Below are 17,783 nucleotides of genomic sequence, written 5' to 3'. Positions count from 1 at the left end.
ATGCAGGGACAAATCATTAAAGCCTTGGCAGGCTTCTACTATGTGGAGAGTGACGGTCAGGTTTATCAAACACGCGCGCGTGGAAATTTCCGTAAAAAAGGTCATACACCCTATGTTGGGGATTGGGTAGATTATTCTGCGGAGGAATATTCTGAAGGTTATATTCTCAAGATTCACGAACGGAAAAACAGTCTGGTCCGTCCGCCTATTGTCAATATTGACCAAGCTGTGGTAATCATGTCGGCTAAGGAGCCTGATTTTAATAGCAATTTGCTGGATCGCTTCTTAGTACTCTTAGAACATAAGGGCATCCATCCTGTCGTCTATATTTCTAAAATAGACTTGCTGGAAGATAGGGGAGAATTAGATTTTTACCAACAAACCTATGGTGCTATTGGTTACGATTTTGTGACCAGCAAGGAGGAGCTCCTGCCCCTGTTGACAGGTAAGGTTACAGTTTTCATGGGGCAGACAGGTGTTGGGAAATCAACCCTTCTCAATAAAATCGCACCGGACCTCAATCTTGAAACAGGAGAAATCTCAGACAGTCTGGGTCGCGGTCGTCATACCACTCGAGCTGTTAGTTTTTACAACCTCAATGGGGGTAAAATCGCGGACACACCAGGCTTTTCATCACTGGATTATGAAGTGTCAACGGCTGAAGACCTCAATCAGGCTTTTCCAGAGATTGCTAGTGTCAGTCGAGACTGTAAATTCCGTACTTGTACCCATACCCATGAGCCGTCCTGTGCGGTTAAGCCGGCTGTTGAAGAAGGAATCATTGCAACCTTCCGTTTTGACAATTATCTGCAATTCCTCAGTGAAATTGAAAATCGCAGAGAAACCTATATAAAAGTCAGCAAAAAAATTCCAAAATAAGGAGAAACCTATGTCTCAATACAAGATTGCTCCGTCAATTCTGGCAGCAGATTATGCCAACTTTGAACGTGAAATCAAACGCCTAGAAGCAACTGGGGCAGATTATGCCCATATCGATATCATGGATGGTCACTTTGTACCGCAAATCAGTTTTGGTGCAGGTGTGGTTGAAGCTCTTCGCCCCCATAGCAAGATGGTCTTTGACTGCCACTTGATGGTATCAAATCCTGAGCATCATCTAGAAGATTTTGCGCGTGCAGGAGCGGATATCATCAGTATCCATGTAGAAGCAACGCCTCATATCCATGGAGCTCTCCAAAAAATTCGTTCTCTAGGGGTCAAACCTTCGGTTGTTATCAATCCTGGTACGCCTGTGGAGGCGATCAAGCACGTGCTTCACCTAGTTGACCAAGTCTTGGTCATGACAGTTAACCCTGGCTTCGGTGGGCAGGCATTTCTACCTGAAACCATGGACAAGGTTCGTGAGTTGGTTGCCCTTCGTGAGGAAAAAGGTTTGCACTTTGAAATTGAAGTGGATGGCGGGATTGATGACCAGACCATTGCTCAAGCCAAAGAAGCTGGTGCGACCGTTTTTGTAGCAGGATCCTATGTCTTTAAGGGAGATGTCAATGAACGAGTGCAAACTCTCAGAAAACAACTGGACTAAGGTTGCCGTTTTTGCAGGCGGAGACCGCGGTCACTACCGGACGGACTTTGATTCCTTTGTCGGTGTGGATCGAGGCTCGCTTTGGGTCTTGGAGGAAGACCTTCCTCTCGCCCTAGCAGTTGGGGATTTTGATTCTGTGACTGCAGAAGAGCGTCAGTTGATTCAAAAACGTGCCCGGCATTTTGTCCAAGCCCATCCGGAAAAAGATGACACGGATTTGGAATTGGCTCTCTTGGCCATCTTTGAGCAAAATCCTCAGGCTCAGGTCACTATTTTTGGGGCTCTTGGTGGTCGTATTGATCATATGCTGGCCAATGTCTTCCTGCCTAGCAATCCCAAGTTGGCCCCCTATATGCGCCAGATAGCGATTGAGGATGGGCAAAACTTGATTGCCTATTGTCCAGAAGGGACCAGTCAGCTAGAGCCCCGTTCAGACTACGATTATCTAGCCTTTATGCCAGTTCGGGATAGCCAGCTGACTATTCTTGGTGCCAAGTACGAATTGACAGAGGAAAATTTTTTCTTTAAAAAAGTGTACGCTTCTAACGAATATATAGATAGGGAAGTTTCGATAACTTGCCCAGATGGCTATGTCGTCGTGTTGCATAGCAAGGACAGGAGGTAGGATGGAGACTGTATTATTACTATTATTAATTGCCAACCTAGCTGGGCTCTTTCTGATTTGGCAAAGGCAGGATAAGCAAGACAAATACCTAGCCAAGAGTTTGGAGGATCAGGCAGACAATCTTTCAGATCAACTGGATTACCGCTTTAAACAAGCTAGGCAAGCCAGTCAGCTAGATCAAAAAGACTTAGAAGTAGCTGTCAGTGACCGTTTGCAGGAAGTGCGAATGGAGTTGCACCAAGGCCTGACTCAAGTTAGACAGGAGATGAACGAGAATCTCCTTCAAACCAGAGATAAGACCGACCAACGTCTCCAAGCTTTGCAGGAATCAAATGAGCAACGTTTAGAACAAATGCGCCAAACGGTCGAGGAAAAACTAGAAAAGACCTTGCAGACGCGCTTGCAGGCTTCCTTCGAGACAGTTTCCAAGCAACTAGAGTCTGTCAATCGTGGCCTTGGAGAAATGCAGACGGTTGCCCGCGATGTCGGTGCACTCAACAAGGTTCTCTCTGGAACCAAAACGAGAGGGATTCTGGGCGAATTGCAACTGGGGCAAATCATCGAAGACATCATGACGCCTGCCCAGTACGAACGAGAATTTGCAACGGTTGAAAACTCCAGTGAACGTGTGGAATACGCCATCAAGTTGCCTGGGCAAGGCGACCAGGAATATGTCTACCTACCAATTGACTCCAAGTTTCCACTGGCGGATTATTACCGCTTAGAAGAAGCCTATGAAGCAGGTGATAAGGACGAAATTGAACGCTGTCGTAAATCTCTCTTAGCAAGCGTTAAGCGTTTCGCCAAGGATATCAAGAGCAAGTACATAGCACCACCTCGGACGACCAATTTTGGAGTTTTGTTTGTTCCGACAGAGGGACTCTACTCAGAAATCGTCCGCAATCCGCTCTTCTTTGATGATTTGAGACGGGAGGAGCAGATTATTGTCGCAGGTCCAAGTACCCTATCAGCCCTACTTAACTCCCTATCAGTTGGCTTCAAAACTCTCAATATCCAAAAGAGTGCAGATCATATCAGCAAGACTCTTGCTAGTGTCAAGACCGAGTTTGGCAAGTTTGGTGGCATTCTGGTCAAGGCACAAAAGCATCTCCAACATGCCTCTGGCAATATTGATGAATTATTAAACCGTCGTACCACAGCTATCGAGCGGACGCTCCGTCACATTGAGTTATCAGAAGGTGAGCCTGCGCTTGATCTACTCCATTTCCAAGAAAATGAGGAAGAATATGAAGATTAGTCACATGAAAAAAGATGAGCTGTTTGAAGGCTTTTACCTGATTAAGTCAGCTGACCTGAGACAGACACGTGCTGGGAAAAACTACCTAGCCTTTACCTTCCAAGACGATAGTGGCGAGATTGAAGGAAAACTCTGGGATGCCCAACCGCATAACGTTGAGGCCTTTACCGCAGGGAAAGTCGTCCACATGCAGGGACGTCGAGAAGTTTATAACAACACTCCTCAAGTTAATCAAATTACTCTCCGCTTGCCTCAGCCTGGGGAACCCAATGATCCAGCTGATTTCAAGGTCAAATCTCCAGTTGATGTTAAGGAAATCCGTGACTACATGTCGCAAATGATTTTCAAGATTGAAAATCCTGTCTGGCAACGTATCGTTCGTAGTCTCTACACCAAGTATGATAAGGAATTCTACTCCTATCCAGCTGCTAAGACCAACCACCATGCCTTTGAAACGGGTTTGGCCTATCATACAGCAACCATGGTGCGCTTGGCAGATGCCATTAGCGAGATCTATCCTCAGCTCAATAAGAGCCTCCTCTATGCCGGGATTATGCTGCATGATTTGGCCAAGGTTATTGAGTTGACGGGACCAGATCAGACGGAGTACACAGTGCGAGGCAATCTCATTGGCCATATCGCCCTCATCGATAGCGAAATTACCAAGACAGTCATGGAACTCGGCATCGATGATACCAGAGAAGAAGTTGTTCTCCTTCGCCATGTCATTCTCAGTCATCATGGCTTGCTGGAGTATGGAAGTCCGGTTCGTCCACGCATTATGGAGGCAGAGATTATCCATATGATTGACAATCTAGATGCCAGCATGATGATGATGTCAACGGCTCTAGCTTTGGTGGATAAAGGAGAGATGACCAATAAAATCTTCGCTATGGACAATCGTTCCTTCTATAAACCAGATTTAGATTAATAATTTAAGAAAAACGAGCATTTTTTACGCAATAATGTTCGTTTTTTTATGTGAATGTGGTATAATGGATAAAATATCAAAATTAAATGGAATGGTAAATAAAAATGAAATTAAGAAGAAGTGATCGGATGGTTGTCATTTCCAACTATTTGATTAATAATCCATACAAACTAACAAGTCTCAATACCTTTGCAGAAAAGTACGAATCTGCTAAATCATCGATTTCAGAGGATATCGTGATTATCAAGCGTGCCTTTGAGGAAATCGAAATCGGCCATATCCAGACTGTGACTGGAGCAGGTGGTGGCGTTATCTTTACACCATCAATCTCGAGTCATGAAGCCAAAGAAATGATCGCAGACTTGCGTGACAAACTTTCAGAAAGCGATCGTATCTTGCCAGGTGGATATATCTACCTGTCTGATTTGCTCAGTACGCCTGCCATTTTGAAAAATATTGGACGCATCATTGCCAAGAGCTTTATGGACCAAAAAATCGATGCCGTTATGACAGTAGCAACTAAAGGGGTTCCGCTTGCAAATGCAGTTGCCAATGTCCTCAATGTTCCATTTGTCATTGTGCGTCGTGACTTAAAAATTACCGAAGGTTCAACGGTCAGTGTCAACTACGTATCAGGTTCCAGCGGTGACCGTATTGAGAAAATGTTCCTTTCAAAACGTAGTCTCAAGGCAGGCAGTCGTGTCTTGATTGTGGATGACTTCTTGAAAGGTGGCGGAACTGTCAACGGGATGATTAGTCTCTTGCGTGAGTTTGATTCGGAACTAGCTGGTGTCGCAGTCTTTGCAGACAATGCCCAAGAAGAACGTGAAAAGCAGTTTGATTACAAGTCACTCTTGAAAGTAACCAATATTGATGTCAAGAACCAATCCATCGATGTTGAGATTGGAAATATCTTTGACGAAGACAAATAAGAGATAGAACTAAAGGTTGGAACGATTGTCCCAGCCTTTCTTTGCAAACAGAATAGAAGGATGCTTATGAAAACACCATTTATCAGCCGTGAAGATTTAGAAACGATTGTTTCCGAGTTCCCAACTCCCTTTCACTTGTATGACGAGAAGGGGATTCGTGAAAAAGCAAGAGCGGTAAACAAGGCTTTTTCGTGGAATAAGGGTTTTAAAGAATATTTTGCAGTCAAGGCCACTCCAACCCCAGCCATCTTGAAAATTCTCCAAGAGGAAGGTTGTGGTGTGGACTGTTCTAGTTACGTGGAGCTCTTGATGAGTCACAAGCTGGATTTCCCGGGTTCTGAAATCATGTTCTCTTCTAACAATACCCCAGACCAAGAGTACGCTTATGCGCGTGAATTGGGCGCAACCATTAACTTGGATGCCTTTGAAGATATTGAACATCTAGAGCGAGCGGCAGGCATTCCAGAAGTCATCTCTTGTCGTTACAATCCTGGAGGCGTTTTTGAGCTAGGGACAGACATCATGGACAATCCTGGAGAAGCCAAGTTTGGCATGACCAAGGACCAGCTTTTTGAAGCCTTTGCGATTTTGAAGGAAAAAGGAGCCAAGACTTTTGGGATTCACTCCTTCCTAGCATCCAATACTGTCACCCATCTCTATTATCCAGAGTTGGCACGTCAGCTCTTTGAATTGGCTGTTGAAATCAAGGAAAAGTTGGGCATTTCGCTAGACTTTATCAATCTTTCTGGCGGTATTGGTGTCAATTACCGTCCAGACCAGGAGCCAAATGACATCGCTGTGATTGGTGAAGGGGTACGTAAGGTTTATGAAGAAGTCCTTACGCCAGCAGGTCTTGGTCAGGTCAAGATTTTTACTGAATTGGGCCGTTTTATGCTGGCGCCTCACGGAGTTCTCGTCACCAAAGTAACTCATAAAAAGAAAACCTACCGTACCTATCTAGGTGTGGATGCATCAGCAGTCAACCTCATGCGCCCAGCCATGTATGGAGCCTACCACCATATCACGAATCTTACTCATCCAGACGGACCAGTTGAGGTGGTAGATGTGGTCGGTTCACTCTGCGAAAACAATGATAAATTTGCAGTGAATCGCGAACTACCTCATACAGAAATCGGTGATTTGCTGGTAATTCATGATACAGGTGCACATGGATTCTCCATGGGTTATCAGTACAATGCCAAACTACGCTCGGCAGAAATCCTCTATACCGAAGAAGGAAAAGCCCGCCAAATCCGCCGTGCAGAGCGCCCTGAGGACTATTTCGCAACCTTGTATGGTTTTGATTTTGAATCGGATCAGTAAAAGAAATTGAAAATGAAAGTGAAAAACAGATTGCTTTCTAAAAAATAGACAAAAAAACCTTGTTTTTCACCTTACTCGTGATATAATAAAACTATAAAACGGTTTCAAGGAAGGTGACGATATGTCTGAAGAAACAATTGACTATGGACAAGTGACAGGAATGGTGCATTCGACAGAGAGTTTTGGGGCGGTAGATGGCCCTGGGATTCGGTTTATTGTCTTTTTGCAGGGCTGTCAGATGCGTTGCCAGTACTGCCATAACCCCGATACATGGGCTATGGAGACCAATAAATCACGCGAACGGACAGTAGACGATGTCTTGACAGAAGCCCTTCGCTACCGTGGTTTCTGGGGAGACAAAGGGGGAATCACTGTTAGTGGAGGAGAAGCCCTCTTACAGATTGATTTCCTAATTGCCCTCTTTACCAAGGCCAAGGAAAAAGGAATCCACTGTACCTTGGATACCTGTGCCCTTCCGTTCCGTAATAAACCACGTTATCTCGAAAAGTTTAATAAACTCATGGCGGTGACAGATTTGGTTCTCTTGGATATCAAGGAAATCAACGATGAACAACACAGAATTGTTACCAGCCAAACCAATAAAAACATCTTGGCTTGTGCAAAATATCTATCAGATATTGGGAAGCCTGTGTGGATTCGCCATGTGTTGGTTCCAGGCTTGACAGATAGAGATGAGGACTTGATTGAACTCGGCAAATTCGTCAAAACCCTCAAAAACGTTGACAAGTTTGAAATCCTACCTTATCACACTATGGGAGAATTCAAGTGGCGTGAACTAGGAATTCCCTATTCACTTGAAGGGGTAAAACCACCAACAGCAGACCGTGTCAAGAATGCCAAAAAACTCATGGATACAGAAAGCTATCAAGACTATATGAAACGTGTACATGGATAAAAAAGAAGCCTGATGGAAACATCAGGCTTTTGTGATGCAAAAAAGGCCTAGCCTTTCAGCTAAGCCGTTACTTTATTTTCTAGAATGTTGTTTACCAACATTACGTTTTTTATGTTTCTTAGTAGTCGTAATTGCAGTTGCTTGGTTAGGAGTGATATCTTTTCGCCCGCCTGTAGTTGATGCTGAACTTGCTTTTGGTGGATTTTTGGCAAATTCTTCACGTACTTTTTGACGAAGTTTTGGACGAACAACATAGTTAACGATGAACTGTTGGAGAATCATCATGAAACCACCGACAACCCAGTAAAGTGTCACACTGGCTGGTGCGAAGAGGGAGAAGACGACAATCGTGAGTGGGCTCATGTAAATCATTTTCTTGAGTTGATCTCTTTGCATCTCGTCTTCTACTCCGTGAAGTGAAAGGAGTGATTGGAGATAGTAGAGGATACCAGCGAGGGCGACAAGGATCATACTTGGGGAACCGAGATTGATACCCAAGAAGGTAGAGCTAGATACTCCATCAGTATATTGGGCTGCAAAGTAGATAGCAGAGAAGAAAGGCATTTGAATGAGGAGAGGGAAGCATCCTATACCACCGAACATGCTGATGCCGTTTTCTTTTTGTGCAGCAAAGAGAGCCTGTTGTGCTTCTAGTTTTTCTTCCTGAGTTGTTGCCTCTTTAAGGCGTGTTTGATGTGGTTCGAGCACGTGTTTGAGAGCATTCATCTTTTCAGAGTGAAGTGTTGCCTTCCATGATTGGTAGATACCAAGTGGCAAAATAATCAAACGTACGATAATCGTTACGATGATGATCCCAATCCCAAAACCAAGGTTCATATCATTGGCAAAGTATTTGATAGCCTCTGCCATAGGCGATCCGATAGTGTTCCAGATAAAACCAGTAGGTTGTCCTGTTGCTTTGTCTACTTGGACACAGCCTGTCAAGACGAGTAGCATAGCCACTCCCATAGCAGAGAGGGCAAAACGTTTAATAGATTTCAATGTTTTCATTCCTTCTTTAAAAATTATACCTTTCTATTCTACTGTTTTTTTGTAAAATATACAATAGTTCTAGAGACCTAATTTGCGACTTTGAAGTCGGGATAGGATGAAAAGTTGCTCATTTGCACATCCAGGTAGGTGACTTTTGAAAAGGGTGTCGGACCTTTTCGGATTTCTTGGATAAATTTTGCCATGGTAGCAGAAGAGTCTGCCTGAGCGAGAATTTCCACTGTGCCATCGTCATTATTCCAGACACGACCAGTGATGCCACCGATTTCAAGAGCTAAAGTATAAACACCCCAGCGAAAACCAACACCCTGTACCCTTCCTTGGGCAATCATTCTAACCTTTTGCATACCAAACCCCTTTGATTGTGTTATAATATTTCTATGACTATTATAACCTCAAAAGCCAATTCTGTGGTAAAAAATGCCAAGAAATTGCATCAAAAAAAATATCGAAAGTCTGCTTATTTGATTGAGGGCTGGCACTTATTTGAAGAAGCTGTTCAAGCAGGAGTAACGATTGAGAAGATTTTTGCCTTAGAAAGTTACCGAGATCAGCTAGCTGCTTTTCCTCAAGCTATCTGGGTTTCAGAGGAGATTTTACTGGATTTGGCAGATACGCAAACTCCTCAAGGGATTGTTGCAGTGATTCAAAAAGCAGAAGAGGGGCTGCCTGATTTTCGTCAGGGCAAGTTTCTGTTTTTAGAGTATGTCCAAGACCCTGGTAATGTGGGCACCATGATTCGAACTGCGGATGCGGCAGGTTTTACAGGGGTTATTGTTTCAGACAAGTCAGCAGATATCTACAGTCTCAAGACCCTGCGTTCCATGCAAGGAAGTCATTTTCACTTGCCCATCTATCGTATGTCAGTTGCCGCTTTTGTAGAAGGGGCAAAGAAGAGCAACTTGCCCATTCTGGCAACGACTTTATCGAGAGATTCCAAGGATTATCGTGAGCTTTCTCCCCTAGAAAACTTTGCTTTAGTCATGGGAAATGAAGGACAGGGGATTAGTCCTGCCATGGTTGAGAGTGCTGAGCAGTTGGTTCATATTGGCATGAAAGGTCGGGCAGAGAGTCTCAATGTGGCAGTTGCAGCAGGCATATTGATGTTTTATTTCAGCTAATTTATAAAATCTTTGTTATAATCAAGACATATTTATAGAAAAAGGAGAATCAGAATGAATCAAACGATTATTCAAGAACGTTCAGGTCTCAATCAATTTTACGCTAAGGTTTATACCTTTGTGGGACTTGGGATTGGTCTATCGGCTCTCGTATCAGCTTTGATGTTGACAGTCTTTCAGTCCCAATTGGTCTACTTTTTAATGCATGGCCGTCTCTGGCTGATGATTGCAACTTTTGCAGAACTTGCTCTAGTCTTTGTTGCAAGTAGCATGGCTGCGAAGAACAGCCCAGCAGCTCTCCCAGTATTTTTAGTTTATTCTGTTTTAAATGGATTTACGCTCAGTTTTGTCGTAGCCTTTTATACACCTGGGACCGTCTTATCAGCCTTTGTATCCAGTGCCCTTCTCTTCTTTGTCATGGCGGTGATCGGAATTTTCACCAAGAAAGATTTGAGTGGAATGGGCCGAGCTTTGATGGCGGCACTTGTTGGTCTCATCATTGCTATGGTTGTCAATCTATTTTTAGCCAATAGTTTCTTTGACTACATGATTAGTATTGCCATGGTCTTGGTTTTCTCAGGTTTGATTGCTTGGGACAACCAAAAGATTCGCTATGTTTATGAGCAGTCACGAGGACAAGTAGCGACAGGTTGGATCATCTCAATGGCACTCAGCATCTATCTAGACTTTATCAACCTCTTCCTTAGCATCTTACGAATCTTTGGTCGAAACGATTAATGAATGACAGAGTCAGTGTTCGAAAGAGCACTGACTTTTTCTTATTTACTCTTTTCTTTTCTTGGAAATAGGTGTATAATGCTTTTAACTAATTTTTGAGGAGCCGTTTATGAAGAAAAGTTTTATCCATCAGCAAGAAGAGATTTCCTTTGTCAAAAACACCTTTACCCAGTATTTGAAAGATAAGTTAGAAGTTGTTGAAGTTCAAGGTCCTATCTTGAGCAAGGTTGGTGATGGGATGCAGGATAACCTGTCCGGTGTCGAACATCCAGTATCCGTAAAGGTCTTGCAGATTCCAGATGAAACTTATGAAGTCGTTCACTCACTAGCCAAATGGAAGCGCCACACCTTAGCTCGTTTTGGTTTTGGAGAAGGTGAAGGTCTATTTGTTCATATGAAGGCCCTTCGTCCAGATGAAGATTCGCTTGATGCGACTCACTCAGTTTATGTAGATCAGTGGGACTGGGAAAAAGTGATTCCAAATGGTCAACGCAATATCGCTTATCTCAAAGAAACCGTTGAGAAGATTTACAAGGCTATTCGTCTGACAGAGCTAGCCGTAGAAGCACGCTACGATATTGAATCCATCTTGCCAAAACAAATCACCTTTATCCATACAGAAGAGTTGGTGGAACGCTATCCAGATTTGACACCGAAAGAGCGTGAAAATGCAATCTGTAAAGAGTTTGGTGCTGTCTTCTTGATTGGTATTGGTGGCGAGTTGCCTGATGGCAAACCTCATGACGGCCGTGCACCTGACTACGATGACTGGACAACAGAGTCTGAAAATGGCTACAAAGGGTTGAATGGCGATATTCTAGTTTGGAACGAATCTCTTGGTTGTGCCTTTGAACTTTCCTCAATGGGGATTCGGGTAGATGAGGATACACTTCGTCGCCAGGTGGCTCTTACAGGAGACGAAGATCGGCTTGAGCTGGAATGGCATAAAGCCCTGCTTAACGGCCTTTTCCCATTGACAATCGGTGGGGGTATCGGACAGTCTCGGATGGCCATGTTCTTACTTCGCAAGAAACACATTGGAGAAGTTCAGACTAGTGTTTGGCCTCAAGAAGTCCGCGATACTTACGAAAATATCTTGTAGAGAATCGAACCGCAAGGTTCGGTTTTCTTTCTCTTTTTGCCTATAATTTGGTATAATAAACGGTATGAAAATCGTATCAGGAATCTACGGAGGGCGTCCTCTCAAGACGCTAGAAGGAAAGACGACGAGGCCAACATCGGATAAGGTGCGTGGAGCTATCTTTAATATGATAGGTCCCTATTTTGATGGTGGTCGTGTATTGGATCTCTATGCTGGCAGTGGTGGTCTGTCTATTGAAGCTGTGTCAAGAGGGGTGTCCCATGCTGTCTTAGTGGAACGGGATAGAAGGGCACAAGGTATCATCGCTGAAAATATCCAGATGACCAAGGAAGTTGGAAAATTTCAATTCCTCAAGATGGATGCGGAACGAGCTCTGGAGCAGGTATCTGGACCCTTCGATCTCATTTTTTTAGACCCTCCCTATGCCAAGGAACAAATCGTTGCAGATATCGAAAAAATGGCAGAAAGAAATCTCTTCTCTGAAGAAGTCATGGTCGTCTGCGAAACCGATAAGTCTGTAGAACTTCCAGAAGAAATCGCCTGCTTAGGCATCTGGAAGGAAAAAATATATGGGATGAGTAAGGTGACAGTCTATGTCAGATAAAATTGGATTATTTACAGGTTCATTTGATCCGATGACAAATGGACATCTGGATATCATTGAACGTGCCAGCAAACTCTTTGATAAGCTCTATGTCGGGGTGTTCTACAATCCCCACAAACAAGGTTTTCTCCCTGTTGAAAACCGCAAACGGGCAGTCGAAAAAGCGGTGGCGCATTTAGATAATGTAGAGGTGCTGGCTTCTCATGATGAATTGGTAGTCGAAGTTGCAAGAAGATTGGGTGCTAAGACCCTTGTCCGTGGCTTGCGGAATGCCACCGACTTGCAATACGAGTATAGTTTTGATTATTACAATCATCAACTGGCTCCAGAAATCGAAACCATTTACCTATATAGTCGTCCAGAGCATCTTTATATCAGCTCTTCAGCCATGAGAGAACTTCTGAAGTTTGGTCAGGAGATTCAGCAATATGTCCCAAACAGTGTTGTGGAGGAATTAGAACATGAAGAAAAAAACTAGATGGCCCTTATATGTCATCCTAGCACTAGTAGTGACTTTTTTAGCTTTTGTAGTACCTTTACCCTACTACATAGAAGTTCCAGGTGGAGCGGAAGATATTCGTCAAGTTTTAAAAGTCAATGAAACAGAAGATACAGAAGCAGGAGCTTATCAGTTTGTAACAGTCGGTATTCGACACGCAACCCTATCACATCTTGTCTATGCTTGGTTAACACCTTTTACGGATATTAGAAGTGCTAAGGAGACTACGGGTGGCTCTACGGATGCAGAGTTTATGCGGATCAATCAGTTCTATATGCAAACGTCCCAAAACATGGCCAAGTATCAAGGATTAAAGACGGCTGGTAAGGATATCGAACTCAAGTACCTGGGAGTTTACGTCTTAACCGTGACAGACAATTCGACTTTTAAAGGCATTCTGAACATTGCAGACACAGTGACGGCTGTTAATGACAAAACATTTGACAGTTCAAAAGACTTGGTCGACTATGTCAATTCTCAACAATTAGGGGACACGGTCAAGGTAACCTATGAAGAAGACGGAAAAGTCAAATCTGCAGAAGGTAAAATTATCACTCTCGAAAACGGGAAAAACGGGATTGGGATTGGTTTGATTGACCGTACGGAAGTGACCAGTGACGTTCCAATTCGCTTTTCAACAGCTGGTATCGGCGGGCCAAGTGCCGGTCTCATGTTTAGCTTAGCTATCTACACCCAGATAGCAGATCCAGGACTTCGTAATGGTCGCATCGTTGCGGGAACGGGAACCATTGATCGCGATGGAAATGTTGGTGACATCGGTGGAATTGACAAAAAAGTGGTTGCAGCCTCTCGTCAGGGAGCGAGCGTCTTTTTTGCTCCTGACAATCCAGTCACTGAGGAAGCAAAAAAAGCAGATCCCAATGCGAAAAGCAACTATGAAACAGCTTTAGAAGCTGCTAAAACGATCAAAACAGAGATGAAAATCGTTCCTGTTAAGACCCTGCAGGATGCGATTGATTACCTTAAAAACAATCCCTAATTTGTAGAAAAATCGAAAACTAGCGCGCAAGCGGATAAGATGGTATAATAGTCAAATGGTTCAATTATTATTCACTCTAAGTAGTCATGTACTCTTTATTTATTTGAGTTTTTACCTTTTAAAAGATCTTGTAAGATGGGAAAAGGTTTTAAAAGTAACTGCTACTAACACAAAAAAAGTTCGTCTGTTGGTCGGCTTCTTTAGTATTGTGATGGGCTACATCTTGAGTTCATTCTTTATCAGTTTGTACCAGCTGTGGCAAGAAGCGCTTAGAGGACTATTATAAAATCAAAAGTAAAGGAAACAACTATGGAAAAAATTGTGGTTCAAGGCGGGGATAATCGTCTGGTCGGGAGTGTGACGATCGAGGGAGCAAAGAATGCAGTCTTGCCCTTGTTGGCAGCGACTATTCTAGCAAGCAAGGGTAAGACAGTCTTGCAGAACGTTCCCATCTTGTCAGATGTGTTCACCATGAATCAAGTAGTTCGTGGTCTGAATGCCAAGGTGGACTTTGATGAGGAAGCACATGTTGTCGAGGTCGATGCGACTGGTGATATCACGGAGGAAGCTCCATACAAGTATGTCAGCAAGATGCGTGCATCCATCGTTGTCTTGGGGCCAATCCTTGCTCGTGTAGGCCATGCCAAAGTTTCTATGCCAGGGGGATGTACCATCGGGAGTCGTCCCATCGACCTCCACCTCAAAGGTTTGGAAGCTATGGGGGCAAAAATCACTCAGGCAGCTGGTTACATCGAAGCCAAGGCAGACCACTTGCATGGCGCTCATATCTACATGGACTTCCCTAGTGTCGGCGCAACACAAAACCTCATGATGGCAGCAACTCTAGCTGATGGTGTGACAGTGATTGAAAATGCTGCGCGTGAGCCAGAAATTGTTGATCTCGCTATCTTCCTTAATGAAATGGGAGCCAAGGTCAAGGGAGCTGGCACAGAAACAATCACCGTGATTGGTGTTGAGGAACTCCATGGTACGACCCACAATGTGGTACAGGACCGTATCGAAGCTGGAACCTTTATGGTGGCTGCAGCTATGACAGGTGGCGATGTCCTCGTTCGTGATGCAGTCTGGGAACACAATCGCCCCTTGATTTCAAAACTACTTGAGATGGGTATTGAAGTGACAGAGGAATCTGAAGGTATTCGTGTTCGTTCTCAACTTGAAAATCTCAAGGCTGTTCATGTAAAAACCTTGCCACATCCAGGATTTCCAACAGATATGCAGGCACAATTTACAGCTCTGATGACAGTTGCAAAAGGGGAATCCACCATGGTGGAAACGGTGTTTGAGAATCGCTTCCAACACTTGGAGGAAATGCGCCGTATGGGCTTGCATTCAGAGATTATCCGTGATACAGCTCGTATTGTAGGGGGGCAAGCTTTACAAGGGGCAGAAGTTCTATCAACGGACCTTCGCGCTAGTGCGGCTTTAATTTTGACAGGTTTGGTGGCGCAAGGAGAAACAGTTGTCGGTAAATTAGTCCACCTTGATAGAGGTTACTACCGCTTCCATGAGAAATTGGCTCAGCTAGGAGCGAAGATTCAGCGAATTGAGGCAAATGATGAAGAAGAATAAAAACTTACGCTATGTACTCCGCCGCCTACTGTTGATTTTTATTGTTCTCTTGATAGGTTTCCTTGCTTTAGGAATCGGCTTGATGGTAGGCTATGGCATCCTAGGAAAGGGACAGGATCCATGGGCAATATTGTCTCCGGCAAAGTGGCAGGAATTGATTAGCAAATTTACAGGAAATTAGACTGGGAGACCAGTCTTTTTCTAAAGAAATAAGGAGAAAAATGGACAAAAAAACAAGACAAGCTCTGATAGGGTTACTTCTATTCGTACTCTTGGCTGCGGGAAGCTACTATATCAAGCAGATGCAGACAGCACCAAACACCCCTAGAACAAAGGTTAGTCAGAAAAAACAAGCTTCAGAAGCTCCCAGTCAGGAGCTAGCTGAAAGTGTCTTAACTGAGTCAATCAAAAACCAAATCAAGGGTGATCTCGAGTGGAATGGGGCAGGTGCCTTTGTCGTAAATGGTAATAAAACCAATCTAGATGCAAAGGTTTCAAGCAAACCCTATGCGGATAATAAGACAAAGACAGTTGGAAAAGAAACAGTCCCAACTGTTGCCAATGCCATCTTATCCAAAGCGACTCGGCAGTATAAAAATCGTGAAGAAACAGGCAACGGCTCAACCTCCTGGACGCCATCAGGATGGCATCAGGTCAAGAATCTAAAGGGAGCCTATACACATGCAGTCGATAGAGGACACCTGCTGGGTTATGCCTTGATAGGTGGTTTGGATGGTTTTGATGCCTCTACCAGCAATCCCAAGAACATTGCAGTCCAGACAGCTTGGGCAAACCAAGCACAGGCTGAAGATTCGACAGGTCAGAACTACTATGAGAGTTTGGTCAGAAAAGCCTTGGACCAAAATAAGAGGGTCCGTTATCGGGTGACGCTCCACTATGCGACAAATGAGGACTTAGTTCCATCCGCTTCACAAATCGAAGCCAAGTCTTCAGATGGCGAATTGGAATTCAATGTGCTAATCCCCAATGTTCAAAAGGGAATCCAGCTTAATTACCGAACAGGTCAAGTAACGGTGACAGATCAGAAACAATAGATACAATAAAACAGTTCCTTTGTCTTCTAGAGGCAGGGGAGTTGTTGTTTAAATGAAAAATAATGTGAATCCTGAAGAATTTTATGATATAATGAAACACAAGATACTATTTTAGGAGAAGGACTATGGAAGACCCGAGCAGTCAGCATTTGTTGCTACAGTTTGTATTATTATTTATCTTGACCTTGTTAAATGCTTTTTTCTCAGCCACTGAGATGGCAATGGTATCACTAAACCGTTCCCGAGTAGAACAAAAGGCAGAAGAGGGAGACAAACGTTACATCCGTTTGTTAAAGGTACTTGAAAATCCTAACCACTTTTTATCAACGATTCAAGTTGGTATCACGTTAATTACCATCTTGTCTGGGGCCAGTTTAGCGGAGACTCTAGGACGCGAAATTGCATCTTGGATAGGAAACAGTGAGACAGCTTCCGCTATTGCAAGTTTTCTATCTTTAGCGTTTTTGACCTATATTTCCATTGTTTTTGGGGAACTTTATCCCAAGAGAATTGCTCTAAATCTGAAAGATACCTTGGCTATCCGAACAGCGCCAGTCATTATTGGTTTGGGGAAAATTGTCAGTCCCTTTGTTTGGCTTTTGTCAGCCTCAACGAATCTATTGAGCCGTGTGACGCCAATGACCTTTGATGATGCTGATGAAAAGATGACACGTGATGAAATTGAGTACATGCTCACTAACAGCGAAGAAACACTGGATGCAGATGAGATTGAAATGCTACAGGGAGTCTTTTCTTTAGATGAACTAATGGCTCGTGAGGTAATGGTGCCTCGAACAGATGCCTTTATGGTGGATATTCAGGATGACAGTCAAACGATTATCGAGAGTATTTTAAAGCAAAATTTCTCACGTATCCCTGTTTATGATGGGGATAAGGATAATGTTATTGGTTTGATTCACACCAAGCGCTTGTTGAATGCTGCTTTTGTGGATGGCTTTGACAATATTGTCTGGAAACGAATTCTCCAAACGCCACTGTTTGTTCCTGAGACTATCTTTGTGGACGATCTTCTTAAAGAACTTCGAAATACCCAAAATCAAATGGCTATCTTGTTAGATGAATACGGTGGAATGGCTGGTTTGGTAACTCTGGAAGACCTCTTAGAAGAAATTGTTGGTGAGATTGATGATGAGACTGACAAGGCTGAAATTGAAGTCCATCAAATAGGAGAAGACACCTATATCGTTCAAGGTACCATGAATCTTAATGATTTTAATGACTACTTTGATGTAGAACTGGAAAGTGATGATGTGGATACCATCGCTGGTTATTATTTGACGGGTGTGGGAATGATTCCAACGACTGAAAAACTCAGTTATGAATTGGTCAGCCAAAACAAACAAATCATCCTAACCAATGACAAGGTGAAAAACGGACGTGTTACCAAGGTAAAAGTCCAAATCACTGAAATAGAGACTGAAGAAGAAACAGAATAAAGCAGTGACTTGAGTCACTGCTTTATATTTTCCCAAAATTCGCCCCAAAAGTTTTTCGAAGTTATCCGTATT

The 17,783-nt window shown here is 43.5% G+C and carries 21 protein-coding genes; 19 read left to right on the top strand and 2 right to left on the bottom strand.

Annotation, left to right across the window (positions count from 1 at the left end; all coding sequences use genetic code 11):
* From rsgA to pflA, 8 genes are all read left to right on the top strand, one after another.
* Entirely contained in the window at nucleotides 1–879 is an 879-nt protein-coding gene (gene rsgA, locus MK396_RS09030) for a ribosome small subunit-dependent GTPase A (protein ID WP_268724340.1), read from the top strand.
* Between the two features lie 10 nt (nucleotides 880–889).
* Nucleotides 890–1,546 (top strand): ribulose-phosphate 3-epimerase, encoded by a 657-nt coding sequence (gene rpe, locus MK396_RS09025; protein ID WP_268724339.1) that lies wholly within the window; start codon nucleotides 890–892, stop codon nucleotides 1,544–1,546.
* The gene (locus MK396_RS09020) at nucleotides 1,509–2,171 is read left to right on the top strand and encodes a thiamine diphosphokinase (protein ID WP_268724338.1); all 663 of its coding nucleotides are present in this window, start codon (nucleotides 1,509–1,511) and stop codon (nucleotides 2,169–2,171) included. The genes rpe and MK396_RS09020 overlap by 38 nt, the downstream gene beginning before the upstream one ends.
* A 1-nt stretch (nucleotide 2,172) precedes the next feature.
* The gene (gene rmuC, locus MK396_RS09015) at nucleotides 2,173–3,429 is read left to right on the top strand and encodes a DNA recombination protein RmuC (RefSeq protein WP_268724337.1); all 1,257 of its coding nucleotides are present in this window, start codon (nucleotides 2,173–2,175) and stop codon (nucleotides 3,427–3,429) included.
* Nucleotides 3,419–4,360 (top strand): 3'-5' exoribonuclease YhaM family protein, encoded by a 942-nt coding sequence (locus MK396_RS09010; RefSeq protein ID WP_070567750.1) that lies wholly within the window; start codon nucleotides 3,419–3,421, stop codon nucleotides 4,358–4,360. Before rmuC ends, MK396_RS09010 begins: the two co-directional genes overlap by 11 nt.
* 104 nt (nucleotides 4,361–4,464) lie before the next feature.
* Nucleotides 4,465–5,292 (top strand): pur operon repressor, encoded by an 828-nt coding sequence (gene purR / locus MK396_RS09005; protein ID WP_002874197.1) that lies wholly within the window; start codon nucleotides 4,465–4,467, stop codon nucleotides 5,290–5,292.
* 66 nt (nucleotides 5,293–5,358) lie between these two features.
* Nucleotides 5,359–6,615: a diaminopimelate decarboxylase gene (locus MK396_RS09000; protein ID WP_268724336.1), complete on the top strand. Its 1,257-nt coding sequence runs from the start codon at nucleotides 5,359–5,361 to the stop codon at nucleotides 6,613–6,615.
* A gap of 121 nt (nucleotides 6,616–6,736) precedes the next feature.
* Entirely contained in the window at nucleotides 6,737–7,531 is a 795-nt protein-coding gene (gene pflA, locus MK396_RS08995) for a pyruvate formate-lyase-activating protein (RefSeq protein WP_268724335.1), read from the top strand.
* Nucleotides 7,532–7,603: 72 nt separating this feature from the next.
* On the opposite strand, the gene yidC is transcribed toward pflA, so the two are convergent.
* Together yidC and MK396_RS08985 are read right to left on the bottom strand one after the other, a co-directional pair.
* Entirely contained in the window at nucleotides 7,604–8,533 is a 930-nt protein-coding gene (gene yidC / locus MK396_RS08990) for a membrane protein insertase YidC (RefSeq protein ID WP_268724366.1), read from the bottom strand.
* 77 nt (nucleotides 8,534–8,610) lie between these two features.
* Nucleotides 8,611–8,889 carry an acylphosphatase gene (locus MK396_RS08985; protein ID WP_001174619.1) on the bottom strand — a complete coding sequence of 93 codons (279 nt, stop codon included), beginning with the start codon at nucleotides 8,887–8,889 and terminating at the stop codon, nucleotides 8,611–8,613.
* 33 nt (nucleotides 8,890–8,922) lie between these two features.
* On the opposite strand from MK396_RS08985, the gene MK396_RS08980 reads away from it, so the two are divergent.
* The 11 genes from MK396_RS08980 (at nucleotide 8,923) to MK396_RS08930 (ending at nucleotide 17,711) form a co-directional block, all read left to right on the top strand.
* Nucleotides 8,923–9,663: a TrmH family RNA methyltransferase gene (locus tag MK396_RS08980; protein ID WP_268724334.1), complete on the top strand. Its 741-nt coding sequence runs from the start codon at nucleotides 8,923–8,925 to the stop codon at nucleotides 9,661–9,663.
* Between the two features lie 54 nt (nucleotides 9,664–9,717).
* Entirely contained in the window at nucleotides 9,718–10,401 is a 684-nt protein-coding gene (locus MK396_RS08975) for a Bax inhibitor-1/YccA family protein (RefSeq protein WP_198460153.1), read from the top strand.
* Nucleotides 10,402–10,510: 109 nt separating this feature from the next.
* Nucleotides 10,511–11,503 (top strand): aspartate--ammonia ligase, encoded by a 993-nt coding sequence (asnA, locus tag MK396_RS08970; RefSeq protein ID WP_000747987.1) that lies wholly within the window; start codon nucleotides 10,511–10,513, stop codon nucleotides 11,501–11,503.
* Between the two features lie 64 nt (nucleotides 11,504–11,567).
* Complete coding sequence (gene rsmD, locus MK396_RS08965) at nucleotides 11,568–12,107, top strand: 16S rRNA (guanine(966)-N(2))-methyltransferase RsmD (protein ID WP_254734012.1); 540 nt, start codon at nucleotides 11,568–11,570, stop codon at nucleotides 12,105–12,107.
* A complete protein-coding gene (gene coaD / locus MK396_RS08960; protein ID WP_254734014.1) occupies nucleotides 12,097–12,585 on the top strand; it encodes a pantetheine-phosphate adenylyltransferase in 489 nt (162 codons plus the stop codon). The genes rsmD and coaD overlap by 11 nt, the downstream gene beginning before the upstream one ends.
* Nucleotides 12,569–13,606, top strand: a complete 1,038-nt coding sequence (locus tag MK396_RS08955) for a SepM family pheromone-processing serine protease (protein ID WP_009730682.1) — start codon at nucleotides 12,569–12,571, stop codon at nucleotides 13,604–13,606. The genes coaD and MK396_RS08955 overlap by 17 nt, the downstream gene beginning before the upstream one ends.
* 55 nt (nucleotides 13,607–13,661) lie before the next feature.
* Nucleotides 13,662–13,892 carry a DUF1146 family protein gene (locus tag MK396_RS08950; protein WP_268724333.1) on the top strand — a complete coding sequence of 77 codons (231 nt, stop codon included), beginning with the start codon at nucleotides 13,662–13,664 and terminating at the stop codon, nucleotides 13,890–13,892.
* 23 nt (nucleotides 13,893–13,915) lie between these two features.
* Entirely contained in the window at nucleotides 13,916–15,199 is a 1,284-nt protein-coding gene (gene murA / locus MK396_RS08945) for a UDP-N-acetylglucosamine 1-carboxyvinyltransferase (RefSeq protein WP_268724332.1), read from the top strand.
* Complete coding sequence (locus MK396_RS08940; protein WP_061415718.1) at nucleotides 15,186–15,380, top strand: DNA-directed RNA polymerase subunit beta; 195 nt, start codon at nucleotides 15,186–15,188, stop codon at nucleotides 15,378–15,380. The genes murA and MK396_RS08940 overlap by 14 nt, the downstream gene beginning before the upstream one ends.
* A gap of 40 nt (nucleotides 15,381–15,420) precedes the next feature.
* On the top strand, nucleotides 15,421–16,254 hold the full coding sequence (locus tag MK396_RS08935) for a DNA/RNA non-specific endonuclease (RefSeq protein ID WP_268724331.1): 834 nt from the start codon (nucleotides 15,421–15,423) through the stop codon (nucleotides 16,252–16,254).
* Between the two features lie 125 nt (nucleotides 16,255–16,379).
* Nucleotides 16,380–17,711 (top strand): hemolysin family protein, encoded by a 1,332-nt coding sequence (locus MK396_RS08930; RefSeq protein ID WP_000390009.1) that lies wholly within the window; start codon nucleotides 16,380–16,382, stop codon nucleotides 17,709–17,711.
* The last annotated feature ends 72 nt before the right edge of the window (nucleotides 17,712–17,783 follow it).

The sequence above is a fragment of the Streptococcus oralis genome (assembly GCF_026782235.1).
GTDB lineage: Bacteria > Bacillota > Bacilli > Lactobacillales > Streptococcaceae > Streptococcus > Streptococcus oralis_CC.
This window is presented reverse-complemented; position numbering and strand designations above follow the sequence as displayed.